Origin of the sequence: Brevibacillus choshinensis (assembly GCF_001420695.1) — a bacterium.
GTDB lineage: Bacteria > Bacillota > Bacilli > Brevibacillales > Brevibacillaceae > Brevibacillus > Brevibacillus choshinensis.
Genome location: NZ_LJJB01000013.1, coordinates 580,798 through 603,517, shown reverse-complemented (window position 1 = coordinate 603,517; position 22,720 = coordinate 580,798). Strand labels below are relative to the sequence as shown.

At 48.6% G+C, this 22,720-nt stretch carries 24 protein-coding genes; 7 read left to right on the top strand and 17 right to left on the bottom strand.

Features of this window, described 5'->3' with window-relative positions; translation table 11 throughout:
* Positions 1 to 143: 143 nt before the first annotated feature.
* The 3 genes from AN963_RS23105 (at position 144) to AN963_RS23095 (ending at position 2,178) form a co-directional block, all read left to right on the top strand.
* The gene (locus AN963_RS23105; RefSeq protein WP_055746900.1) at positions 144 to 1,211 is read left to right on the top strand and encodes a type III polyketide synthase; all 1,068 of its coding nucleotides are present in this window, start codon (positions 144 to 146) and stop codon (positions 1,209 to 1,211) included.
* 5 nt (positions 1,212 to 1,216) lie between these two features.
* Complete coding sequence (locus AN963_RS23100; RefSeq protein ID WP_055746899.1) at positions 1,217 to 1,732, top strand: isoprenylcysteine carboxyl methyltransferase family protein; 516 nt, start codon at positions 1,217 to 1,219, stop codon at positions 1,730 to 1,732.
* Positions 1,733 to 1,848: 116 nt separating this feature from the next.
* Complete coding sequence (locus tag AN963_RS23095) at positions 1,849 to 2,178, top strand: hypothetical protein (RefSeq protein WP_236708066.1); 330 nt, start codon at positions 1,849 to 1,851, stop codon at positions 2,176 to 2,178.
* A 10-nt stretch (positions 2,179 to 2,188) separates the two neighbouring features.
* On the opposite strand, the gene AN963_RS23090 is transcribed toward AN963_RS23095, so the two are convergent.
* The 4 genes from AN963_RS23090 to AN963_RS23080 form a co-directional block, all read right to left on the bottom strand.
* Positions 2,189 to 3,304, bottom strand: a complete 1,116-nt coding sequence (locus AN963_RS23090) for an aminopeptidase (RefSeq protein ID WP_055746898.1) — start codon at positions 3,302 to 3,304, stop codon at positions 2,189 to 2,191.
* 139 nt (positions 3,305 to 3,443) lie between these two features.
* Positions 3,444 to 3,614 carry a DUF4025 domain-containing protein gene (locus tag AN963_RS30975; RefSeq protein WP_236708065.1) on the bottom strand — a complete coding sequence of 57 codons (171 nt, stop codon included), beginning with the start codon at positions 3,612 to 3,614 and terminating at the stop codon, positions 3,444 to 3,446.
* Between the two features lie 137 nt (positions 3,615 to 3,751).
* Positions 3,752 to 4,339 carry a hypothetical protein gene (locus AN963_RS23085; protein WP_055746897.1) on the bottom strand — a complete coding sequence of 196 codons (588 nt, stop codon included), beginning with the start codon at positions 4,337 to 4,339 and terminating at the stop codon, positions 3,752 to 3,754.
* 72 nt (positions 4,340 to 4,411) lie between these two features.
* Complete coding sequence (locus AN963_RS23080) at positions 4,412 to 4,840, bottom strand: MarR family winged helix-turn-helix transcriptional regulator (RefSeq protein WP_055746896.1); 429 nt, start codon at positions 4,838 to 4,840, stop codon at positions 4,412 to 4,414.
* 368 nt (positions 4,841 to 5,208) lie between these two features.
* Here AN963_RS23080 and lepB point away from each other — a divergent pair, with 368 nt between their 5' ends.
* Complete coding sequence (lepB, locus tag AN963_RS23075; protein ID WP_055746895.1) at positions 5,209 to 5,769, top strand: signal peptidase I; 561 nt, start codon at positions 5,209 to 5,211, stop codon at positions 5,767 to 5,769.
* A 60-nt stretch (positions 5,770 to 5,829) separates the two neighbouring features.
* Here the strand turns inward: lepB and AN963_RS23070 are convergent, their stop codons facing one another.
* The 7 genes from AN963_RS23070 to AN963_RS23040 all read right to left on the bottom strand — a co-directional run bounded on the left by AN963_RS23070 (position 5,830) and on the right by AN963_RS23040 (position 13,740).
* Positions 5,830 to 6,666, bottom strand: coding sequence for a M15 family metallopeptidase (locus AN963_RS23070; RefSeq protein WP_055746894.1), 837 nt, complete (start codon positions 6,664 to 6,666; stop codon positions 5,830 to 5,832).
* Between the two features lie 82 nt (positions 6,667 to 6,748).
* On the bottom strand, positions 6,749 to 7,639 hold the full coding sequence (locus AN963_RS23065) for an NAD-dependent epimerase/dehydratase family protein (protein ID WP_055746893.1): 891 nt from the start codon (positions 7,637 to 7,639) through the stop codon (positions 6,749 to 6,751).
* Between the two features lie 21 nt (positions 7,640 to 7,660).
* Complete coding sequence (gene ggt, locus AN963_RS23060) at positions 7,661 to 9,688, bottom strand: gamma-glutamyltransferase (protein ID WP_055746892.1); 2,028 nt, start codon at positions 9,686 to 9,688, stop codon at positions 7,661 to 7,663.
* Positions 9,689 to 9,859: 171 nt separating this feature from the next.
* Positions 9,860 to 10,930 (bottom strand): phosphodiester glycosidase family protein, encoded by a 1,071-nt coding sequence (locus AN963_RS23055; protein WP_055746891.1) that lies wholly within the window; start codon positions 10,928 to 10,930, stop codon positions 9,860 to 9,862.
* Positions 10,920 to 11,438, bottom strand: coding sequence for a hypothetical protein (locus AN963_RS23050; RefSeq protein ID WP_055746890.1), 519 nt, complete (start codon positions 11,436 to 11,438; stop codon positions 10,920 to 10,922). Before AN963_RS23050 ends, AN963_RS23055 begins: the two co-directional genes overlap by 11 nt.
* Before the next feature lie 142 nt (positions 11,439 to 11,580).
* The gene (locus tag AN963_RS23045; protein ID WP_055746889.1) at positions 11,581 to 12,672 is read right to left on the bottom strand and encodes a threonine aldolase family protein; all 1,092 of its coding nucleotides are present in this window, start codon (positions 12,670 to 12,672) and stop codon (positions 11,581 to 11,583) included.
* 243 nt (positions 12,673 to 12,915) lie between these two features.
* A complete protein-coding gene (locus AN963_RS23040) occupies positions 12,916 to 13,740 on the bottom strand; it encodes an RDD family protein (RefSeq protein WP_055746888.1) in 825 nt (274 codons plus the stop codon).
* 48 nt (positions 13,741 to 13,788) lie between these two features.
* On the opposite strand from AN963_RS23040, the gene AN963_RS23035 reads away from it, so the two are divergent.
* Positions 13,789 to 14,763, top strand: a complete 975-nt coding sequence (locus AN963_RS23035) for a stage II sporulation protein M (protein ID WP_055746887.1) — start codon at positions 13,789 to 13,791, stop codon at positions 14,761 to 14,763.
* Here the strand turns inward: AN963_RS23035 and AN963_RS23030 are convergent.
* The 5 genes from AN963_RS23030 to AN963_RS23010 are packed head-to-tail and all read right to left on the bottom strand — an operon-like array spanning position 14,741 to position 19,751.
* On the bottom strand, positions 14,741 to 16,111 hold the full coding sequence (locus AN963_RS23030) for a DUF58 domain-containing protein (protein WP_055746886.1): 1,371 nt from the start codon (positions 16,109 to 16,111) through the stop codon (positions 14,741 to 14,743). The two genes, AN963_RS23035 and AN963_RS23030, sit on opposite strands and share 23 nt — an antisense overlap.
* Positions 16,062 to 16,982, bottom strand: a complete 921-nt coding sequence (locus tag AN963_RS23025) for an AAA family ATPase (protein WP_055746885.1) — start codon at positions 16,980 to 16,982, stop codon at positions 16,062 to 16,064. The genes AN963_RS23030 and AN963_RS23025 overlap by 50 nt, the downstream gene beginning before the upstream one ends.
* 7 nt (positions 16,983 to 16,989) lie before the next feature.
* The gene (locus tag AN963_RS23020) at positions 16,990 to 18,117 is read right to left on the bottom strand and encodes a DUF4350 domain-containing protein (RefSeq protein WP_055746884.1); all 1,128 of its coding nucleotides are present in this window, start codon (positions 18,115 to 18,117) and stop codon (positions 16,990 to 16,992) included.
* On the bottom strand, positions 18,110 to 18,736 hold the full coding sequence (locus AN963_RS23015; RefSeq protein WP_055746883.1) for a DUF4129 domain-containing protein: 627 nt from the start codon (positions 18,734 to 18,736) through the stop codon (positions 18,110 to 18,112). Before AN963_RS23015 ends, AN963_RS23020 begins: the two co-directional genes overlap by 8 nt.
* Positions 18,729 to 19,751 (bottom strand): hypothetical protein, encoded by a 1,023-nt coding sequence (locus tag AN963_RS23010; protein ID WP_055746882.1) that lies wholly within the window; start codon positions 19,749 to 19,751, stop codon positions 18,729 to 18,731. Before AN963_RS23010 ends, AN963_RS23015 begins: the two co-directional genes overlap by 8 nt.
* 228 nt (positions 19,752 to 19,979) lie before the next feature.
* Here AN963_RS23010 and AN963_RS23005 point away from each other — a divergent pair, with 228 nt between their 5' ends.
* Both AN963_RS23005 and AN963_RS23000 read left to right on the top strand, forming a co-directional pair.
* Positions 19,980 to 20,603, top strand: a complete 624-nt coding sequence (locus tag AN963_RS23005; protein WP_055746881.1) for a LysE family translocator — start codon at positions 19,980 to 19,982, stop codon at positions 20,601 to 20,603.
* 96 nt (positions 20,604 to 20,699) lie between these two features.
* Positions 20,700 to 21,335 carry a hypothetical protein gene (locus tag AN963_RS23000; protein ID WP_055746880.1) on the top strand — a complete coding sequence of 212 codons (636 nt, stop codon included), beginning with the start codon at positions 20,700 to 20,702 and terminating at the stop codon, positions 21,333 to 21,335.
* A 222-nt stretch (positions 21,336 to 21,557) separates the two neighbouring features.
* On the opposite strand, the gene AN963_RS22995 is transcribed toward AN963_RS23000, so the two are convergent.
* Positions 21,558 to 22,712, bottom strand: a complete 1,155-nt coding sequence (locus AN963_RS22995; protein ID WP_055746879.1) for a glycosyltransferase family 4 protein — start codon at positions 22,710 to 22,712, stop codon at positions 21,558 to 21,560.
* Positions 22,713 to 22,720: the final 8 nt, after the last annotated feature.

The following is a 22,720-nucleotide window of genomic DNA, read 5'->3' as shown; positions in this document are numbered from 1 at the left end:
TCGCTTGTTTCGCGCATTAGGCTTTTTGTATGCCTATCCCTGGCAATCAAAAAAAGGTTTTAATTTCTACCCGGCACGAATTGGAACGATATGGAAAGGGAAAACTAGAAGTTACCTACTTAAAGACGGGAGTGATTGACTGAATGCCCCGTATTGAAGCTGTCGCAACTGCAGTTCCTCCCTACGAGATTAGCCAAGAGGATTCAATGAAATTGGCTCGGCGTTTTTTCCAAGACGCTTACCCTGATATTGATCGGCTCTTGGGTGTATTCGGGAACAGTCAAATTCAAAAGCGTCACCTTTGCATGCCGATGGACTGGTACGAAAGTGAGCGGCATTTTGCAGAAAAAAACAAGTTGTACGTTGAAAATGCAGAAGCTCTCGCTGTCCTCGCTGCGCGTAAATGTCTGGAAAAAGCAAACCTCTCTGCAGACTCCATTGACTGTCTCATGTTTGTATCCAGTACAGGCATTGCTACACCGAGTCTTGACTCACGTTTGGTCAACCGATTAGGACTGCGCTCGGACGTCACCAGGGTGCCCCTTTGGGGGTTGGGATGTGCGGGTGGAGCCATGGGACTCTCACGTGCCTGCGAGTACGCTCGTGCCTATCCAGATCGCCGAGTGCTACTTTTGAGTGTTGAGCTATGTGGATTGACCTTTATCCGTCAAGATATGTCCAAAAGTAATCTGGTAGCCACCTGCCTGTTTGGAGATGGGGCAGCTGCTGTATTAATCGAAGGCGATACGGTTCACCTAACCGATTCACGCGCTCCCCGACTACGATTCTGCGGGGCACGTACAACGACCTGGCCAGACACATTAGACGTCATGGGTTGGGAGCTCACCGAACCAGGCTTGAAAGTCATCTTTTCCCGCGATATTCCCAGTATCATCCGCCAATCGATGAAGGAAAACGTCGATAGCTTTCTTTCCCCGCACGGCACCTCCGTGGATCGTTTGCGTCATTTTATTTTCCATCCCGGTGGTGCCAAGGTACTGACTGCCTATCAAAGCTCATTGGGCATTTCTGCTGACGCCACACGTCTTTCCGCTGAAATACTCAACAACTTTGGCAATATGTCTTCTCCGACTGTCCTCTTTGTTCTAGAGAAAAGCATGGAGCAGAACTGGGAGCATGGCGATTTAGGTCTGCTTGCGGCGCTTGGGCCCGGATTTAGTTCAGAAATGCTGCTGCTGGAAGCGAGGTGACTCCCATGATCTTTTTCTGGATCGTACTCGGGATTCTCTTGCTGCAACGGGTCGGTGAACTATTTCTAGCAGCCAGAAACGCACGAATCATTCGCTCGTTGGGTGGTTACGAGATCGGGGCAGAGCACTACCTTTACATCGTAGCTCTCCACACTCTCTTTTTCATCAGTTTGATTCTAGAGGTGACGATGTCCCAACCATCTTCACTTCCTCGCTGGTGGCTACTTTCCTTTGCCTTCTTTCTCGCAGCTCAGATCCTGCGGTACTGGTGCATCTGGAGTCTCGGGAGCCGCTGGAATACCCGCATCTTGATCCTGCCTGACTCTTTGCCCATCATTCGTGGTCCGTATCGCGTTATTCGGCACCCGAACTATTTGGTTGTAGCAATCGAACTTTTTGCATTACCGATGACGTTTGGAGCGTCTCTAACTGCCTTCTCTTTTACGCTTTTGAATGCATGGCTACTACTGCGTATCCGGATTCCGATGGAAGAGAGCGCGGTTTATCAAACAAAAGAGTAGAAAGATAGCAAAAAAGTCCCAGTCATCAATTAGATGACGGAGACTTTTTTCACATTTAGAGGTTTACGCTTGTTCATCTGGAGGTAAAAGATAGAGTACTCTATCTTACTCGTGAGGTGACACTCTTGCAACGGACCAGCGTATTTGAACCTCTGGAGACAAGACGAATGATCGTCAGAGAATTTTTTGGCTTAATCGATACCATCCCAAACCAGGACGATCAGGAAACCATCCAAAAATTTCTCCGCTACTTGCAGGGAGTACTGCGGATCAAACAAGTCGTACCCCCATCCATAGAAATCATGACCATCGTCAAACAAACCAAACCAATCTTGTACCATGCAGCCAGAAGAAGCATCTTGAGCTCTAGCAACCTCCATATGCTGTTTCAAGTTGATATGGATGTAGAGTTAGCTCAAGAGCGTTTGAAACAATATATCCAATAGATAAGCAATTCTATGCTTTCAAGTTCTCAGGGTTGAGGCATTCCAGCTCAGGAATGACGAAGATTCCATCTTTGCGAATTAGCACGCCATCAAACCAGATCTCTCCTCCGCCCCACTCTGGACGTTGGATGGATACCATGTCCCAGTGAACCGACGATTTGTTGCCATTGTATGCTTCGTCGTAACATTGACCTGGAGTAAAATGAAAGCTACCGTCAATTTTTTCATCAAACAGGATATCTTTCATCGGGTTGCGGATGAACGGGTTAACCCCGATAGCAAATTCACCGATGTAGCGTGCTCCTTCATCGGTATCGAGAATCTCATTGATTCGTTCGGTATCATTTGCTGTCGCTTTTACAATCTTCCCGTTTTCAAAGGTCAGCTGGACATTTTCAAACACAAATCCATGGTACGGTGTCGGCGCGTTGTGTGTAATGGTACCATTCACTGAATCCTTCACAGGAGCGGTGTATACCTCTCCATCCGGAATATTGCGCAGTCCAGCACATTTGACAGCAGGGATATCTTTGATGGAGAAGGTGAGATCGGTATCTGGACCTACCAGACGCACTTGATCGGTGCGATTCATCAATTCGACGAGGCTATCCATTGCCTTATCCATTTTTGCGTAGTCCAGATTGCACACCTGGAAGTAAAAGTCTTCGAATGCTACCGTCGACATATTCGCGAGCTGTGCCATCGAAGCATTCGGATAGCGAAGAACGACCCATTTAGTATGGGGCACTCGGACGTTCATGACAGGCAATTCATACAGGCGAGAGTATTGGCCCAGCTTGTCACCTGGCACATCTGCCATCTCGTTGATGTTGCTTCCTGCACGAATTCCTATGTAGCCGTCCATCTTCTCCATCAACTTTACTTCGTGCTCAGCCATGACTGCCAGCTGCTCTTCGTTGCAGTGCATCGCCAATTCGCGGCTCACAGCTGGATTGATCAACTGAACGTAAGGGTTACCTTTTGCCTTGTAGATCTCACGCACCAGCGCAGTTACCAGTTCTGGCGTTTCTCCTTTGGCATTAATCAGAATGTTTTCACCTGGTTGCACTCGAACCGAATAGTTTACGAGGTTATAAGCCAATTGCTCAAGACGTGGGTCTCTCATGAATCACACACCCTTTCCCAATTTTCTGATTCCTCTTGTATTTTTAACGATAAATCACGATAAGTCAATAAAATATATTTTATCAAATGAAACAGAGAAGAACCAGCCTGTCTTCCACTGGCTGGCCTTCACTGACATGCTACCTCGTACTCCCCCTGTCTTCAATCGTCCCCATCTTGTACATATCACTCACCTGTTCTTGCGTAGTCGCCATTCCGTTTGCTGTCTCAGGTGTTTCTCCCATCTCAGCTGCATCCATTGCTCTATCCTGCTGGGACGATTCATTTCTTCCATTCTGTTGTTGCTCCATTCGTCCTCCTCCTTTCCGGATGATTCCGCTATAGTTTTTACCGAATACTCCCTGTTTACCCATCAATCACATTCGCAATGAAAACGTGAAAAAACGCCTTGCCCAAAAATGAGCAAAGCGTTTGTATTCGGTCGAGCTTATTTATCGTTGTCAGACTCAGGTGCAGTCCAAGACCAGCCACTGCTGCTACCTGTGTTTTGGAAAGCTTTGCCGTTGATGATGATGCTTTCGTCTTCTACTGGACCTGCTACCCAGCCGCTTGCCGTAGGAGCAGTTGGTTGAGCGCTAGGATTTACGATCACAAATTGATCTTCTACTGGAGCTGCTACCCAGCCAGTTGCAGGCGCATCTACTGGCGTTTTTGGGTTTTGGATCACGAATTGATCCTCGACTGGACCATATACCCAGCCAGTTCCAACTGCCTGAGTTGCTTGCGCGCCATTTAAGATGACATATTGATCCTCATGCGGCATGTTAACCCAACCAGCAGATTCAGATGTTACTTGCTCTTTCTGTGGAAGGACGAACTGATCTTCTACAGGCATGTTGACCCATCCTGGTTGGCCTACTTCTGTAGTAGCCTGTGGAGCAGTTGGCGCCGGAGCTACTACTGGTGTTTCAGCTGGAGCTGTTGTTTGAGTAGCCTCCTCTGCACAAGCTGCTTGCGCAAACAATGCTGCTCCCAGAATCATGCTTCCCATCATCAATGTGCTGCTTTTTCTCATCTTGTGTACACTCCCCATTGGTTGTACACACTGTCCTCAGAAATGTCCCCCACCCGCTAACCTGACGGCTTGCTACAAACATTGCTTCATTTTCACCAGAAAATGCGTAAACTGTACAATTTCTTCGTCGCTCAGGTTTTCCAACAGCTTACTTAGTAGCACACGCCGACGAGACAACAGGCTCTCAATCAATGGAACTGCCTTTTCAGATAGAGTAACCCATACGACACGTCGGTCCTGTTCGTCTCGGACCCGATCAATAAAACCAGCTTTTACTAGTCTATTGAGCGCAATCGTTGTAGCGCTATTGGACTGCTTCAGTATATTCGCCAGTTCAGATACGGTACTTCGTCCCCGTTGATGAAGCACCCGTAGCAATATAAATTGCTTTGGGCTGATCTGCTCTTCTTCTTCCAGCCACTGGCTGATAAAATAGCGAGCCATCTCGACAAATACTCGATCCAATTCTTCGATTTTACTGGCGCGGGACATTTCGCTCACATCATCACCTATTTTCAGAAATTTTTAACGATACTTTTACTATAAAACTATATAGTGTAAGTACATGAAGAGCAAGCGTTACTCTTCAAAAATTATTTTCTGAAAATAAATAGGTGTGAACTGTGACAATGTGTTTACAAGTTAATATTTTTACTATAAAACTTATTTGCAACATTATCTTACCTCAAACAGGAAAAACTGACAATAGCCGAAAATGGCAAAATCGTGACTTGAGACTTTTGTGCCTCTGGCAACCTTTTCCTTGAATCTTCTTTCGTATTCAAACGTAAAGCATGTATAATGAAAGGGCAGATTTTGATACTGGGCAGGCATCTACCCGAAAACCACTTACATAGGAGATCAGATCTATGGAGCAAACGAATAGTGCAACAAAATGGAAAGTAGAATTGTTTGATTGGTTGAAATCGTTCTTACTGATTGGCGGCTTGACCGTCTTTATCTACGTATTTGTGATGGCTCCATACGTGGTTCAGGGACGCTCTATGGAAAGTACTCTACACGATCGCGAGCGCGTCATCGTAAACAAAGCCATCTATTACTTGAAAGACCCGCAACCAGGTGACATCGTGATCATCCATCCAGATGCGAGCGGCGATAACTGGATCAAACGTGTCGTTGCCAAAGCTGGAGATACGGTAGAAGCAAAAGATGATCAACTGTACGTCAATGGCAAGCCGCTCAGCGAAGAATATTTGACGAACAACAAGTTGAAAGCCTCAGCTGCCGGTGTGACCCTCACCGAAGACTTTGGCCCAATCACCATCCCTGAAGGCAGCGTGTTTGTCATGGGAGACAATCGCAACAACAGTATGGACAGCCGGGTAATCGGTCCCGTAAAGCTGGATCATGTGGTAGGGCGTGCCGAAGCTGTTTATTGGCCACTTGCTGACATCCGCCTTCCCCATTAATCGAGACGTTTGGCCTCAAGCAAAAAAGCCGCTCTTCGTGAGCGGCTTTTGTCGTATTCTCTATTGTTTTTGAGCGGATCCAGATTCTTTAAAGTAATCTTCCAGCGTAATGCCTTTGCTCATGATCTCCTGCGCGATTTCTTTTCCTACGTAACGCAGGTGCCACGGCTCATACGCATACCCTGTAATGTCTTCTTTCCCTTTCACATAGCGGATAATAAATCCGAATGGCGCACAGTTAGCCGCGAGCCATTGGCCTTCTGGCGTATCCGCGAATGACTCTTCCAATCGAGTCTGAGCGTCGACTCCGGAGACATCCATAGCAAGACCAGTCTGGTGTTCACTCTTACCTGGAACCGCACTGTACGCAGCCGCGTGATCAGCTCCTTGCGTTTTCACGTACGTATCAAACAAGGATTTTTGCGTACGGTACGAACGATAGCCTGAAACGGCATAGAGCTCGATGCCTTGCTCTTTCGCTTGCGCAAACAATTTTTCGAGAGCACCCGCTGCTTCCGCGCGCATCATCCGCTTCTCTACTTTCTCGTCAAAGGGGAACGGTACATTCGGTTCAACGAGATCAGAAGGAATATAATCAGAAGGCAACGCTCGCTGTTTATTCACAACTACAGTCATTTCCGTCGGATTGGTCACCGTAGGCACACCATCCACCATTTGTATGGTTTCCTCCAATGAAGGCTGTTTATTTTTTACAGCGCTAGCCTCCTGTTGCTCAGGTGTGGCTGTCTGACCTGAAGAGGAGTCAGTCGGTGCTGCAGAAGCCTGAGACTTTTCTCCTGACAACAGGTTGCTGAGCGATGGTGCTTCACATCCACCTAATAGGGCTGCTGATAATGCTGCGACGAGAGCAAGACCAGTAGTATGATTTCTTTTCATTTCCTGTCCTCCTGATTCCATACAGACACATACGTTCTGCTCTACCTTACCATGGAGTTAGACAGAAAAAAAGCGCAGATTGTCACACTTTATGCTCTGATTTTGTTGTGGAAATTGTCTGAATCAGTTTAGGAAGCCAAGCCTCTAGCTTCCAAAAAGAGAATCCCGCTGCTGCTGCCTTTTCGTTATCCATATAAAACGAGGCAGGGAAAGCAAAGGGCGAAAAGTCGGCAGCATCTTTTTCGGCTACCAGTTGAGCCGGTTTGCCAACTACGTCAGCAATGTCCTCCATCAAAGTCTGCTGGCGAATGGTTCCATGTGAGCAGGCATTTACCGGACCTGTCAAAGTCGTTGCCCCCACCCATTGTAAGAACTCCGCTGCCTCCTGTGCATGAATAAAGCACATGATTGCTTGCGGATTCGCAATCCCGATCGGACGTTCTTCTTGAATATGCTCGACATGGAAGTGCAGTCGCTTGGTATAGTCATCCTCTGCCAAAACGATAGGAAACCGCACAGCTACAACCGGGAACTCTGTCTGCTGAAAAAACACTGCTTCTGCTTGACGTTTCCCTTCCTGATAAGTGACCTTGTCTCTCGTCGCAGGCTGAATGTCATACGTATAAGGATCAAATGCCTCTTCCTTCAGACCCTCCTCCGAGAAATCATACACGGAAAGCGTGGAGGTCAACACGTACTTGCCTACTTTCCCTCGGAAAACGTCGCAGGCTTCCAGCGCATTTTTTGAGGAATAGCAAATATTATCGTAAACGATATCCCATTCCTGTTCCCCCGCAGCTGCCAGAGACGCCGGATCATCTCGATCCAGGGTCAAACGCTTAACTTGAGGGGGAAGCTCGACATCCGTCATCCCTCTGGTCGCCACCGTCACATCTGCTCCTGCCGCCACCAACAGATGCACCAATCTTTTTCCAAAAAAACGGGTTCCGCCTAAAACGAGTACTTTCTTCAAGCTGAGCACCTCCATCTTCTATTATTTTTGCAAGTGTAGCGTTCGTTCCGTAGCATTCCATTCCACCGTATAGCCCAATGCTTCAGCAACTTTTTTAACCGGCAAGAATCCTATCCCATCGATCGCGACTGCTTTCTCCCTGAATGTTGCAAAGTCTCCATTCAAGCCGAGCAGCAGCTTTTCTGCCTGAATATATGCGGTTCCATTCACCATGCGCTTCTGATCCGCCTTGTATGGATAAACCAGTCCGTTCACTTCAAGCACGAATGGCCCCGTCAATTCCTCTTGTTGCGCTTCGGGTTGTACCGTCGTGTAGGCAACAGCGTCGACACCGAGAACCGTTCCTTGCCGCGTGTTGTCTGCTCCCCCGTACATTTTTCCTGTCTCCAAGTCGTACACAATCGCCTGAACATTGCCGATATTCGTCGGCTTCTCCGCAAAGCTGTGTCCTATTGCCAGAAGCTGCAGAATGACATCCTGATCCAAGCCAGCCTCCCATGTCACTGCCGGGTAAGCGCTAGAGAAAATTCGCGGTGCCACGATCGCATCCTGAATCTCCATGCCATGATCGATGACATTTAGAATCGTTTGCGAGACGGAAGCGATAATGGTTGACCCGCCTGGTGAGCCCACTGCCAGAAACGGCTTTCCATCCTTCAAAACGATCGTCGGAGTCATACTCGAACGCGGTCGCTTTCCAGGCTCTACTTGATTGACACCCCCTGGAACAGCATCGAAGTCAGTGAGCTCGTTATTTAGCATGAATCCATATCCCGGCACCATGATCCCGCTACCAAACACATCCTCAATGGTGGTCGTGTAGGAAACGAGATTGCCCCATTGGTCCATAACGGAAAAATGAGTGGTTTGCTTCACAGGCGAAGGATCGCTGAAGTTCATGGCGACGACAGGCTTTTTCCCAGGATCGTATTTCCACGGATCTCCTGCCTGCACCTTTGTATTGACCGTATCGTCACTGATGAGTGCTCGGCGTTCTTTGATGTACTCTTCGTTGATCAAGCCTTGTTTGGGCACCGGATACACATCTTCGTCTGCCATGTAAGCCGCACGATCCGCATAGGCGAGGTGATTGGCCTCAATCAGATGGTGCAAATAAGCGACAGAACCAAAGCCATCCTTCTGGTTGTCATAGCCCTCCATCAGCTTTAAGATTTGCAGCATCGTCAAGCCTCCGGAGCTAGGCGGTCCCATCGTGACGACTTCATAACCGCGGAACGTGCCTCGAACAGGCTCCCTCTCCTTTACCGTATAGGCTTTCAAGTCCTGCAAGGTCAAGGACCCACCTGTCCGCTGTACCTCCTGCACCAGTGCTTGACCGATCTCCCCGTTGTAAAAAGCGTTCGTTCCCTTATCGTGTACCAATTGGAGCGTTTTCGCCAAATCTGGCTGTACCAAGACGTCTCCCTCTTTTAATGGCACGCCGTCTGGTGCAAATACCTTTGCCGCTGTTTCATGTTTCTGTAATTTATCGAGTGAGTTCTTGATGTTATCCGCAGTTACCCAGTTCACACGCACACCTTTTGCTGCCAAATCAATCGCAGGTTCGATGACATCAGGCAGCTTCATGGTACCGTAGCTTTTAAGTGCTTTTTCTACGCCGAGCAATGTTCCAGGTATCCCTACCGCCTGTCCAGTCGTGTGCCTCTCATCAAACGGAATCGGTTTGCCGTCCTCCTGCAGGAACATATTCGGTTTCGCCCCAGCAGGTGCTACTTCCCTGCTGTCAAACACCGTGACCTTGTTCTGATCCTTGAGGTAAATCATCATGAAACCGCCGCCGCCCATACCAGACATATACGGCTCTGCTACGTTCAGTGCAAGCTGTATAGCGGCGGCAGCATCCACCGCGTTTCCTCCCTTCGCCAAGATGTCCATGCCGACTTGGGCTGCTGCTGGATGCGATACGGCTACGATCCCTTTCGTCGCTCCATCTACACCTACAGGTACACCCGGCACCTTCGCCTGAGCTGGAAATGCAAATGTCGCAACCGTGAGAAGCGAAAGGGCAAACAGCCTTACCTTTTTCATACGATCCCCCCTTACAGATTTTCTTGTTTCTACCATTATTATAATTTTCAGCATTTTTATTGGTCAACATGTCTATGGTCCTTTTAGAAAACTTGGCCACGCAAAAACACCTTTCCCGATCAAATCCAATTAGTGGACATGACCTAAAAAGGTGTAGGGCAAGACAGATTCTTACGGCATGATGACCAGATTGCTGACGACCGGGCGTTCTTTACCACCCGAAGGCTTGTTCATCAATTTGCCTTTGTAATAGAAAGCGCTGGAGCCGCCACCGTCGAGATTGTAGGCATCGACGACGTGGAACTCCTGTAGTTTTCTCTGAGCTTCTTCCAAGGTAACACCATTACTCCAGCCTTCGCGTCTGCCGTCGATCACAATCACCAGTAAATCTCCATTGTCGAAGTGACCGATCAATGTACGCGGCTGACGGGCATTCGCCCATCCACGAGGAATCGCCAAACGTTTACCATCCTGCAGAAGTCGCGGGAGGAAGCTGGCCCCTTGCAAAATGCCTTGCTGGGAAATTTGCTGTTGGGTAGTAATCTTCGTTCCGACGAGGTGGCCTTTGTTGTTAAATCCGACGAAACTCAAATTCGAATTGTTTGAAAAGGTACGAATCTTCCCGTCAACAACCGTAATTCCAAGAGGGGTTACGTACCCGCTCTTATCCGTCATAAATCCACCAGCGTTGATCGCCAAGACGGCTCCCGTACGTTTGCCTGCATGACTGGTCGTTTCGCCCTTACTCTTGACTGAATTGTTGGCGAGGACCATTTTTAATGCCTTGGGATCATTGAGCCGCACCTTGGCCATGTATCCACGATATCCAGCTTCCTCCAGAGAGTACACTTTCACCGTAGAATTTTTGCCAAATGATTGTCCGATGGGATTCCCTAGCATGTTGGACAAGATCGTATCCAACACATCTGCGGATTTTTGCGTTTGTGATTTACTCGCTGCCAACAAGCTGTTGATATGCTCATTTTGCTGCTCGTAATCTTTCTTTTCCTTTTCTGTTCGATCGCGAATATCATCAATTAGTTCTTCGGCATTACTGATCTGCTCACGGGTCTCATCCAGTTTTTCACGAAGCGCTGTCGCCTGTTCATGTGACTGCTCTATTGGCAGTTTCAGAGCCTCTACCTGGAGCTTGTCCACCGGATTGGCCCATGAAAAAGCAACCAAAAACCCCAGCGCCGGCGCCAGCAGAAACGCAAACAATCGGTTTACTTTACCAAGCACGAGCTGCATCCTCCAGTTTTTTCAGCGAAGCTTTCAAATCCACGAGTTGTTTGTTCAACTGGTCGATCCGATCCTGGAGTGCTTCCTTCGTCTTATTTGATCCGCCAATCGTTTCGCCTGTCAATTGTAAATTTTCTTCCAAATTGGACAGGCCGTCCTGCACGGTTTTCATCTCATCCTGTACTTGTGTCAATTGATCACCAAGCGCAATCATTTGCTTCTGATTCTCAGACTGGACCTGTTCAAAGCGTTGGTTGACATATTGCTGCTGCTTGTCCAACGTGTGGACCGCAAAGGCATATCCTGCATAAGCGAGGCCAACCCAGACCACGATAGTCGCAATCAGCGGCCATGGGGATCGTTTGCCTTCTGTCTGGGAGGGAACCAACGTCTGGAACAAGCTCCGAAACAATCCGGTTCTTTTACGCCTTCCCTCCTGCCCTCCATTTGCGGGGAGTTGCAGTGTGGATGACGTTGTCGATTGAGCACGAATGTATTTATCGCTCATCGGCTACCCCCTCCTTTCTATGACAAAGAGTGAGGCTTTATTATAACATAGAACATTTTTCGTCAAGCCTTTTGCGGAATATTGTTAAAATTGAATTAAAAAAGCTCCTCAGGAATATCTCTAAGGAAGCTCTCGTAACGAACTAAACTTCTTTCATTTTCTCATCAAGCACGCGGAAAGCATGTTGCAGCGCTTCTTTCGGGATGCCTCCGTAATTATCACCGACACTCACCTCAAAGTAGCAGCTTGCCTCATCGACGGCATGAAGAGCCATCGCAAGGCCTACCCCTGCTTGTTCATAGACCGCCTGAAACACGGGTTCAAGCGTCTCTTTCGGGAATGGCAGATGGACGTGAAACATGTTGGAGACGGGCACAACGGGGCGGGTAGTGATCCCATGACATCCATTGTAAAAGCTCGCCAGCTCTTTTGCCTGTTCATAGTATTGTGGAAAACGATTCTTTCTTTGCTCGAAGTAATAGTCTGCACTGAGAATGTACGGATACAAGCTGATCAGGTCTCCCCCATGACGCCGCTTCCAGACCTTTGCTTCTTTTGTAAATTCCTCATCTCCGGCCAGGATCGAACCTGCAAGTCCCCCGATTCCTTTGTAAAAGGAAACATAAATGCTGTCAAACAACTGGCAGATTTCGGCAGCGGACTTCTGATAGTAAGGGAGGACTTCAAATAGACGGGCACCATCTAGCTGCAGCTTGATTTCTTTTTCTCGGCAAAACTCGGAGATTGCTACCAATTCTTCATATTCTGGCAATTCACCACCGATCTCACGTTGCGGCAATTCCAGCAATAGACAAGCGACGTCGGTGTCCATATTTTTCACATCTTCCAGTCGAATCAACCGGGTCTTGTCTGCGAGCAAGACGGATTCAATCAGATGCAGCTTTTTTAGCCCATCCTCTTCGTGAATTTCCAGATGAGAGAGTGGATGATACGCCACTTTTTTAACAGACTTTTGATCACACCAAATGCGCAGGGCAATTTGCTGAGCCATTGTTCCACTTGGGAAAAACACGGCTGTCTCTTTTCCTAAGATCGCAGCCAGCTTCTTTTCGAATTCTTCAATCACTTGTCCCTTCCCGTAGATGTCGCTTTCCAGATTCCCATCCAGCTCTGCCAGCGCATTTTGCAGAACGTGAATGTTTCGTGGTCCATGTCCCGGCACTTGATACTTGCTGTTCTTGTAGGTTTCAGCCAGCTGTTTTGTTGTGCTCATCGCAAATCCTTCCCTTTCTCTTGCATCGTTTCCTCGTTTGCAAAAAATAACCTTTAGAATTGACTATACACCTTCCTGCCAATCAGTACCTAGTAAAAAAACCTCTATCGCGGCTTGTTCATGTAGGAGCGACCGCGTTTAAGTGGAATGTTTTTATGCGCTCCAGAATTCATAAGCGTTTGCGCTTATATATTCTTATACGGTAAAAAACCGCCTGATCGGCGGTTTCGTTTCAGAGTCCTTTCATGAAGAACCGAGCTTCCATTCTTTTTGCAAAATCCTATGCAAGAAGTGGAGGAAAACAATCGGATCATTCCTGACCAGCGGTTCATCCTGCACACCTAGCTTTTTTGCCAGCAGGCTGGCTACTTGTGTACCGAGTTCTTTTCTCTTATCAGGGGATAGGGAAGACATGCGCTCGATAAAGGACGAGAGCAACTGCCAGTCCTCGCGTGTTATCAACTGCTTTTGACGTTCATCCAGCTCGAGCACCTGCGGATAATCGTGCTTTTGCAAAGATGGCTGCGTAGCTTTTTTACGAGATGGCCGTGCTGGCCGCCCGCTTTCTACGACGACGATCGTGCCTGCAACTAGATCTCCGAGCCGTTTGTCCTGCGGATGAAAAAAGGAAATCAGCGCACCGAGGAAGTATCCCATCGGCAATCCATCCACGATTCGAAATACATTACGAATCGTCGCTCCCAAAAACGTGATCGGTTGGCCATTGTCTCTCATGACTCTCAAGCCCATCAGACGTTTGCCTATCGTCTGACCAGACCAAAATGCTTCCTGAAGCAAAAAGTATCCAAAGTTAAGGACAAAGACAACGAGGATGACGATTGCCAACGCCATATTTTCTGTTTCAAGGAAAAATTCGCTATCTTTACCAAATATGACTAGGCCAAACACGATGAATACAGTAAGATTAACCAAGAAAAGAATCGCGAAGTCAATCATCATAGCAGCTGCCCGACTACCCATACCCGCTGTCTGGAAGCGGAGCAACACGTGCTCAGGAGTCACGATCGATGTTTCGCGCTCATGATGCTGTTGCGTTGGTTCAATCATTTCCCTTCATTTCCCCCTCTTATAAACTGTTGAATGGAGGCACGATTCATGGATGTTACCTCATTTTGGCATCGACATAAAGCCTCGTGGGCTGAGTTGGAGCAATTGGTCGAACGGTTCACAAAGCAACCGCGAAAGATACATGCAGATGAGATCGACAAGCTTACGTTGCTGTATAAGAAGACGTCAGCGCATCTCGCCTACATCCGCACGTTTCACCCGACAGACGAAGTCACGCTGTATCTCAACCAGCTTGTATCCCGAGCGCATAACCTGACATACAAACAACAGGGAACTAGTTGGTATCAATTAAAGCACTTCTTTGGCAGCTATCTCTTGCTGCTGATTCGACAACGAATGGGGTTTATCGGCATGGCAGCCCTTTTATTTCTCATCGGTGGAATAGCTGGTTTCGCTGCTGTCATGGTAGATCCGTTGAACTTGTATGTCGTCCTTCCGCAAGGGATGGCCGAACAAATCAATCCGACTCAGCTGGGAGCAGGACACGACTCTGTGAACAGCCCCGTCCTCTCTACCATGATCATGACCAATAACATGAAGGTTGCCATGTTAGCCTTTGTTGGTGGCATAACACTAGGGATTCTCCCCATCTACTTGCTGTTGTTCAACGGTCTACTGGTGGGTGCCTTGGCTGCTGTATATGCCCAAGCTGACAGTAGCTACGCCTTTTGGGCTTACATACTACCCCATGGTGTCATCGAGCTGACAGCCATATTTATTGCAGGGGGCGCTGGACTCCATATGGGATACAGAATGCTCGTGCCTGGGCGGTATAACCGCAAGCATCAATTTCTCATAGCTGCCAAAGAATCCGCTCAATTATTGCTCGCGACACTCCCCCTGCTCGTTGTCGCCGGTGTCATTGAAGGCTACATTACACCTTCTAGCCTTTCCTTGGAAACCAAGTATGGGGTTGCCTTACTTACCTTGGTAGCTCTTGTTGGCTGGTATGCTTGGGGGATTAGCCTAAAACGCGCACTTACAAGGCATCCCTCGATTTGATTTCCAGATAAGTATTGATCAAGGTCACTGTCAGCTGATCGGCCGGAACATCCAGCACCTGGATGCCCGCGCCGGTCATTTTTTGTTGGAAGGCTCTGCGATCCAGTTGAAATCGTTGCGCCACCGCTTTTACGTAGGCGATATGGCTACTCGCCGTTTCCCCTTTACTCCACCCATGCAGCAGCGGATCTGCTAGACTAAGCAACAGGAGTAAGTGAGAACGTCGCAATCTCCACAGATGACCACCCAATTGATCTTCCACCAAGTAGTTTTCCATATCAGAAAAGAGAACCATCAGACTTCTTTTCTTCTGCTGACGATACAAATATTCCAACGCTTTTGCAGGGTCAGACTCGACAAAATCACTGCGTAAATCATACGTTGCCTCCAGCAAGACGTGCAAATGCCGTAGACCTTTCCCTGGAGGAATGTACGTTTTGATTACATTTGAGTATACGAGCAGCGCGACCTGATCTCCTTGTCGCAAAGCGACTGCAGCCAAGGTCATCGCTGCCTCTAGCGTCGAGTCAAGTCGTGTTCGGCCATTCCACTCCACTCCCATCAGCCTTCCACAGTCCAGCATGATCGTCACGACTTTTCCTTGCTCGGGCCGATACTGATTGGTCATCAGTCTCCGCGTGCGAGCTGAAGCCGACCAATTGATCATCCTAGGGTCATCGTCATAGCCGTATTCCCGAATGGCGTGAAATTCTGATCCAGCCCTTGCCCTGCGCATAATCTTTTTCCCATCCACAATCAGACTATCTTGCAGTGAAGCTAAATATCCTCGAACCGCTGACAAATCCGGATATACGCGGATGGACTGTTCTGCCGAAAACCTACTCTGTCTCCACCAGAGCCCGACCCGTCCCTGCCAACGCATATACACCCATTGAAACAGGTATTGTCCCCGCTCGTTCCCTTGAGTGGAATACGTAATATCCGCCTCTGTTCCTTCCATCTGTCCTTGGAGCAGACCAGCCTCTTTAAAGGTAATCGGCAGATCGTCTACGATCGAATATCCAAGGAATTGACCGCTTTTATTATGCAAGCGGATCCCTACCTGAAAGGAATGACCCAAATCCGTCTGTTCTGGTATCGTTCTTTGCAGGCTCAAATCTGTCCTTCGCGGCAGCGTAAACCAGTCAATCAGGCAGGCTAAAACGATCAAACCATTGTACATCCAAAACCCTTGATATCCCGTCCCCAGCAGATATCCGGCTACTGCGATCGGTGTACCCAGAAACAGCAGCATAATCAATCGCTTCGTTGGCAAAAGAAAGCGATCTTGCAGTATATCAGCGAGGTACCGGAATAGCGGCCAACGTCTCGTCGATGATTTGGTCACTGGTACCTCCCTCCAATTCCACTTGTGGCGACAGGATAAGTCGATGCCGGAGTGCTGGACGAGCCACTGTCTTCACATCGTCCGGTGTTACGTACATTCGGTTATCCAGGAGCGCCCATGCCTTGCTCGCCTGCAGGACGGCAATCCCGGCCCGTGAGCTTGCCCCGAGCTGCAACCGCGTTGTCTCCCTTGTTTTTCGAATCAGTGTCGTGATGTAATCGACAAGCGAATCGTCTACCACGACATCATTAAGTTTTTGCCGTTCAATCAAAATATCTTCCATCGAATAGATCGGCAGAGGCAGCGCCCCCAATCTCTCTGCCTGTACAAGATGCTGCTTGAGAATTTGTTTTTCGTGATCATAGGATGGATACTGCATGTTGAGCTTGAACAAAAAACGGTCCAACTGGGCTTCCGGTAATATATATGTACCTTCGTACTCCACCGGGTTTTGGGTAGCTACCACAAAAAATGGCTCTGGCAACGGGTAGGTGACACCCTGGATCGTGACTTGGTGCTCTTCCATCGCTTCGAGTAGGGCAGCTTGTGTCTTGGGGGCCGTACGATTGATTTCGTCTGCTAACAACAAATTGGCAAAAATAGGGCCTTTGATCGTCTCAAAATGATTGAGCTGCATGTTGAAAACGACATGGCCGATAATATCACTCGGCATCATGTCCGGCGTAAACTGGACCCTCTTGCTCTCCCCGCCGATCAGATGGGATAAAGTTCGAACCATCTTTGTCTTCCCGATTCCCGGTACCCCTTCCAGCAGCACATGTCCCCCAGCCAGCAAGGCAGCCACAAGCAAACGGATGTTTTGTCGCTGGCCGATCAGTTCCTTTTCCATATATCCTAGTAAATGCTCCACTACGTTTTCACTCCTTCTCCAGGCGCTTGGTGATATCGTCGATCAAGATGCTGTCTTCAAGCAGACGCTTGGACGTGTACCTTTTTTCTGTTTTCGCCCGTTCGATTCTCTCCAACAAGCGTTCGATCTTGTCTACTTCTGTTGCGCTCCATTTTGTCTTCGCCAGACGAACAATTTCTGCACGGTCAGCCCGGCGATGCACTCCCCAGTGATCGAACAACAGTTGCCGCAAGAACGTCTCCCTATGCAAAAGGGCATCGAGTGCGAGATGCCTTCGTTCGTACCAGCTCGCTATGGCAAGCAAGGTCTCATCACCTCTGCGAACTGTCCATTCCCGTAGCGTATAGACGGGACCGAAGCGTTTTCCTTTCCACCACACCCATATCAAAAGCGTTAACGCCAATTGCCCACATCCCACGATCAGCCAGCCCGGGTAGACGGCCAGCCAACCAGGCTTTTCTTGTAGACCGTGGTGGTACTCATCCATCCAGAGAACCGACCAGCCTTTTTGAAAATACGGCCAAATCGCCTCAAAGTGGTTATGCTGCAGGATGCTTTCATTAGTCAACCATTCGGGTACGAGAAACAAGGTCACGCTCCCCTCATCAATCTGAGTGCGTCCTGCAAGTATTCCGAGATCGTCATATAGCAGGGCTTCCAGAGAAGGAGCTTGATGGAGCCTGTACGGCGTCCGAGCTATTCCACTTCGTCCCTGGTCGAGCATCGGACCTTGAACATTGCGTTCCTGAACGTTTTCCTCTTCCATTTTGAACGTGGAAAAAGGAACTCCCACCCACTCATCCGCATTTTCTGCAAACAGGATCACGTCATTTCCTTGTTTGACCCATTCGAGTAGTTCTGTTTGCTCATTGGTAGACAGGGCTTGTGGTTCAACCATGACAAGCGCCTGACCTTGGCCAGTAGGCAATACCCGCATCGGTTGTTTCCATTCTTTGACGCGGCTTCCCTTATCCTCTAGCAAGGTAGTCAACGCCTTTAGTCCGTCAGGCTCGGCAGAAACCGAGACATAGGGGGGAAAATCGGGACCCTGCGGCTTGACCAGAAGCCACCCACAAACGAGCAAGAGCAGAATAGCAAGGGCGATTCCCACGCGATATGTGCGCAAGCTATCCATCTAGCCCCTCCTCTCTGCAAATCGTCTCCAGGTGTTTCAAACGGTCCCAGAATTGCCCCTCACTAACGGCCCCTTGTCCGTACCACACCTGTTCGAAGATGCGGGCATGACTGCGAAACAAGTCTACTGCCCACGGTTGATTCAATTGGATTTCCTCCGCGTACTCCCAATTCGTTTTCCATGGTTCTACGCGAATCCATGCTCTTTTTTGCAAATATACCAAGAGGGCGAGAAATAAGGATCGCTCCCCCTCACGCCACTCTTTCTTATGACCGCGTTCTCTTGCTTCCTGTAAATAATCTGTGTAGGTGCGTATTTTCTCTCCCTTTGCAAGGAAAGGCTGCCTTAGTCGTTGCTCACGCACAATCCGGCGGGACAGCCAATATAAAAAAAGGAGCAGCCCCATCACGAAAAGAACGAGAATGATCGTCGAAACGGTGCTCGCCGTCCCACTCGGTAGCTCCGCCAACTCAAACATGCGAGATAGAGCACGGAACAGTGGTTCTAGCAGCTGATTCAACCAGCTTCCCTGTTCCCCTTGTTGATGGGCATACTCTTCTCGAGACAAGATCTCCGCTAGCCTTTCCTTGTCTTCTGTCCAAGTAAGTCCACTACTCATGGGAAGCTCCAAAGCTCTGTGTGGTATCGGGTGCTGGCTCTTGTGCCATCTGCTGATGGAGCATCGAGAACAAGTCTGTGCCTTCTTTTCTGACTTGCAGATCGAAGTAGGCCAGCGAATAGACAATCAGCATCCAAGGCGTCAACAGGCAAGATACGAGAAGCATGATGAGTTGGCTGATGATGGACGTTCCCATCGCTGCGGTAATGACAGCCTGAACACCGCCAGACAAAACGGAATACAACACCATGAGAACCAGGTAAAGACCGAAAAGTCGCCAAAAGTTCCCTTGCGTCAAGCGCCAGCTTTTTCCGAGCGCTACTCCATCGCCTTCCAGTAATGTAAACGGCAAATAGAACCCCCAGCGGAGCATAAAAAAGCCGGGTACAACCAGGAGCACCAGTAAAAAGACCAGGTAGGCCAACACAAAAAAGATGACAAGTACGATGGGTCCTATTTCGCTATCGCCTTCAAACAAAGATCCGAGCGTGGCTCCGGACACGAGTGAAAACAGGAAAAAGAACAGCGCGCATACGAGCATGAAACCGAGGATGATCCCGATAATGACCAGAGCGTACACAAGACTTGCGCCTACTAGTGGCCAGAATCGGCGAAACGATTGCTTTAATGCATCCCCGATACCGAGTTCTCTTCCTTCTATCGAGGCTTTGGTCAAGAGAAGCGCTCCGGACAGCAATTGGGGATAGGCACCCAATGTCATCAGCGGCAATACTACCAGAAGGTACAGGAGAAGAAATCCAATTTGATCAGTAGTCCGTGTGTCTTCTGCGGTAAACCTGCTGGCCATCGATTCCCAAAAATCTGAACCATCCGTATCCTGTACGAAGAAAGACATACTCCCCAGATCAAACAGGAGTAAATCCTGCAAGAGCAAAAACGGACCAAATAGCATCAAGGTCATGAGAAAAAAAGCACCAAAATGCTGACGATAAACAACGAAGCTGCGGTCCAGCAGCTTTCCTACTCCCATAGGAGCGAGCGGCGTTTGATTCATGCCGAAACCTCCATGTCTCTTTTTTTAAGATTACCTGAACCATTATACATGAATTTCCATTTGTTTTTAGTAAAACTTGGTTTAATTGCCAAGTCCGATCTAGAACTCCTTTGATTTTCTTTGTTCCTCTTTCAATAAAATTTCCCTTTCCGCTAGACCGTCCTTCTGATTTCCCGTAATGTATGGGTCAAATGGTTTTTATTTTTGACTCAGGAGGCGACATGATCCATGGATCTCACTCTGCTTCTCTCTTTCTTGGCAGTATCGGTCTTGCTGACGCTGACTCCCGGACCTGACATTCTGTTCGTCATCGCACAGAGCATCTCAAACGGTCGTAAAGCTGGCATCGCTACAGCCATGGGGTTGACGACGGGTCTCATCGCTCACACGACTGCAGCCGCTTTAGGTATCACGGCCATTCTTTACAACTCCGCTTTTGCCTTTCAGCTCGTCAAATACGCTGGCGCTCTTTATCTCCTTTATCTGGCTTATCAAGCGATAAAAGAAGGAGCAACCCCCTTAACCACAGCTGCACCAGAAATAAAGTCCCCCCTACGACTGTATCGCACCGGGATCTTGATGAATGTCTTGAATCCTAAAGTATCGTTGTTCTTCCTGGCGTTTCTTCCACAGTTCATTACCCCAGGAACAGGAAATGAGCCACTCCAGATGATGATTCTCGGAGTCATATTCATGATTCAGACCATTATCCTCTTTTCAGCCGTCGCTGTTTTTGCCGGGATTTTCGGTCAAAAATTACTAGGTCGCGCCTCTGTCGGAAAGTATGTCAATTACGGTAAAGCGATCTTGTATGCTGGAATCGGTATCCGAATTGCTCTTGCTGAGAAATAAGGCATCCTACCCCATTTTTCCTTGACCGGGTATTTGTCCACAACAGACCCTCCCGCACTGAATATGATAAACCATGTCAAGTGGGAGGTGTCCTTTATGAAAATGACGAAAGCTGCTCGGAAAAGAAGGCGGGTCAAATCAGCAAAAGCCAGACTTCGTCAAGTCGATCTGTTGCAAAAAAGACTGCACCGTTTGCTTCGGGTCAACGTGCGTGCTCCAAAGGTTCACGTCACCACACCTACTCCGCAGGTCTCTGTTTCCGCTTCGGTGCCCACCGTTCAAGTAGAAGCACCATCTGTGAATATTCAAGCTCCCAAGCCAATCATTATTCCAGCCCCGATTGTTCAAGTGGAAGTCGAGGCAGAGGAGCGCGTTGAAGAAGCCAGTATGAAAGGTCTCCGCAAAGAACTGAAAAGGTGTATGAAACAAAACCAAACCATTGAGCTGCTTCTTGAATCAGACTGGGGCCCAGATAACCGGCGATACCGAATCGGCACTCTGATTCGAGTCGAGGAGGGTATGATTGAACTAGGTACGAGTGCTTCGCTCGACATGAATGCAAGCAGCATCCTGATCCCGCTCAACCGAATTGTTGCCGTCATTCCCAATCTACAGCTGTCTTCAGAAGGAATGGAACCTCATGAAATCGAGGAGGAAATGGAGCAAACCATTTCCCTACATTGGCCTGAGGATATTGATGAATCTACAAACCGCCATCTCGCATCAGGATAAGACCTCTCTTGGCTCGGGGGGAGTGGTCACCAGCATACTGCTCCCTGCCCAAGACCCTGCTCTTTTATCGCCGTCGGACAAGCCTGGTTCGTTTCAAGTACTGCTTGTCCTTTTTTCTGTCTAAAAAAGATTGCCTCGCTTCAATAGCCAGACAACCTATGGAGCCTTGCCCACCTCCCCTTAACATGAATAGGGAAAGCGGGCTTCCGACTCTTAGCCTATTTAATCTTGAGAAGATATCCCGTTCCAAACCTCTAATACTTCTATTGCGACCCGATCCCAGGTGAACCTGTTTTCGGCCAGCTTTCTCCCGACACTTCCCATATTCTTCTGTAAATCCCGGCTGGAGAGTAGCTTGTTTAGCTGGTCAGCAAAGGAACGTGGATTTTCAGGCTCTTCAACCAAGAATCCATTTTCCCCAATGATGACTTCGGCATTTCCCCCCCGCTTGGTTGTCACAAATGGCAGCCCTGCCGCCATCGCCTCGTAGTGTACTCTTGCCAACGGCTCCTCCCACTGTGAAGGACAGACGAAAATGTCTCCTGTCCAAAACCATTGGTGGATCTGTTCTGCATTTACATATCCGGTTGTAATTACCGGAATGGGCGAACGATCTGCCAGAGAACGCACATAGGCTACATAGTCGCTAATTTTATCGACTCCGTACCAAGCTCCACCGACGAGGACAAGTGCGATATTTGAATGTTGAGAGTGAAGCTCATTCATTGCCCTTACCAAGATGTCTGCCCCTTTTTTCGGAGTCAATCTACCTACGAACAATATCACCTGTCTGTTTCCCAGATTGTGCATGGCCCTAAGTTCTTGCCTTATCTGACGCGCTGACTGAGATTTTTCCCATGGGACGAACGTTTGCAAATCGACTCCGGAATAAATGGTACGGAGCTTTCCAGCAGCATCCGGATAGAGGGACTGAATCACCCGCCCCACATAATCGCTGATGGTGATAATTCGGTCAGTTGTAGCAATCGTTTTGGCAGCTTCCTGTGGATCAATTTTTGCCTGATCAAACATATCGTTGTGCATGCTGAGGACGATTCGCGCATTCGGACAAACTTCCCGAATGAGCGGCACCAATCTCGGCCGGTTAAACACGTGGATAATGTCGTAGGATTGGGTGGCTAAAAACTGAATGACTTGTTCTGCATATGTCTCAAATACACCTTGTCCGTCTACCCTCACATACCGTACATTGCGGACCCTCTCATCCAACGCAAGGGAAGGGTCTGTCGTTCCTAATACAGTCAGGTCATGATGTTGACCGAGAAAATCGACGATTCCCGCTATATAGGTCTGGATGGCGCCGCCGCGGACTGGAGGGACGGGCAATTTTTCCGTACAGATCATGACTACCTTCATCCGAATTC

Coding starts and splice junctions, on each gene's coding strand:
- AN963_RS23090 (WP_055746898.1), bottom strand. CDS start 3,304: ATGAGAGACCCACGTCTTGAGCAATTGGCTTATAACCTCGTAAACTAT.
- AN963_RS22995 (WP_055746879.1), bottom strand. CDS start 22,712: ATGAAGGTAGTCATGATCTGTACGGAAAAATTGCCCGTCCCTCCAGTC.
- AN963_RS23015 (WP_055746883.1), bottom strand. CDS start 18,736: ATGAGTAGTGGACTTACTTGGACAGAAGACAAGGAAAGGCTAGCGGAG.
- AN963_RS30975 (WP_236708065.1), bottom strand. CDS start 3,614: ATGGAGCAACAACAGAATGGAAGAAATGAATCGTCCCAGCAGGATAGA.
- lepB (WP_055746895.1), top strand. CDS start 5,209: ATGGAGCAAACGAATAGTGCAACAAAATGGAAAGTAGAATTGTTTGAT.
- AN963_RS23070 (WP_055746894.1), bottom strand. CDS start 6,666: ATGAAAAGAAATCATACTACTGGTCTTGCTCTCGTCGCAGCATTATCA.
- AN963_RS23000 (WP_055746880.1), top strand. CDS start 20,700: ATGAAAATGACGAAAGCTGCTCGGAAAAGAAGGCGGGTCAAATCAGCA.
- AN963_RS23040 (WP_055746888.1), bottom strand. CDS start 13,740: ATGATTGAACCAACGCAACAGCATCATGAGCGCGAAACATCGATCGTG.
- AN963_RS23105 (WP_055746900.1), top strand. CDS start 144: ATGCCCCGTATTGAAGCTGTCGCAACTGCAGTTCCTCCCTACGAGATT.
- AN963_RS23045 (WP_055746889.1), bottom strand. CDS start 12,672: ATGAGCACAACAAAACAGCTGGCTGAAACCTACAAGAACAGCAAGTAT.
- AN963_RS23050 (WP_055746890.1), bottom strand. CDS start 11,438: ATGAGCGATAAATACATTCGTGCTCAATCGACAACGTCATCCACACTG.
- AN963_RS23020 (WP_055746884.1), bottom strand. CDS start 18,117: ATGGATAGCTTGCGCACATATCGCGTGGGAATCGCCCTTGCTATTCTG.
- AN963_RS23035 (WP_055746887.1), top strand. CDS start 13,789: ATGGATGTTACCTCATTTTGGCATCGACATAAAGCCTCGTGGGCTGAG.
- AN963_RS23005 (WP_055746881.1), top strand. CDS start 19,980: ATGGATCTCACTCTGCTTCTCTCTTTCTTGGCAGTATCGGTCTTGCTG.
- ggt (WP_055746892.1), bottom strand. CDS start 9,688: ATGAAAAAGGTAAGGCTGTTTGCCCTTTCGCTTCTCACGGTTGCGACA.
- AN963_RS23010 (WP_055746882.1), bottom strand. CDS start 19,751: ATGAATCAAACGCCGCTCGCTCCTATGGGAGTAGGAAAGCTGCTGGAC.
- AN963_RS23085 (WP_055746897.1), bottom strand. CDS start 4,339: ATGAGAAAAAGCAGCACATTGATGATGGGAAGCATGATTCTGGGAGCA.
- AN963_RS23100 (WP_055746899.1), top strand. CDS start 1,217: ATGATCTTTTTCTGGATCGTACTCGGGATTCTCTTGCTGCAACGGGTC.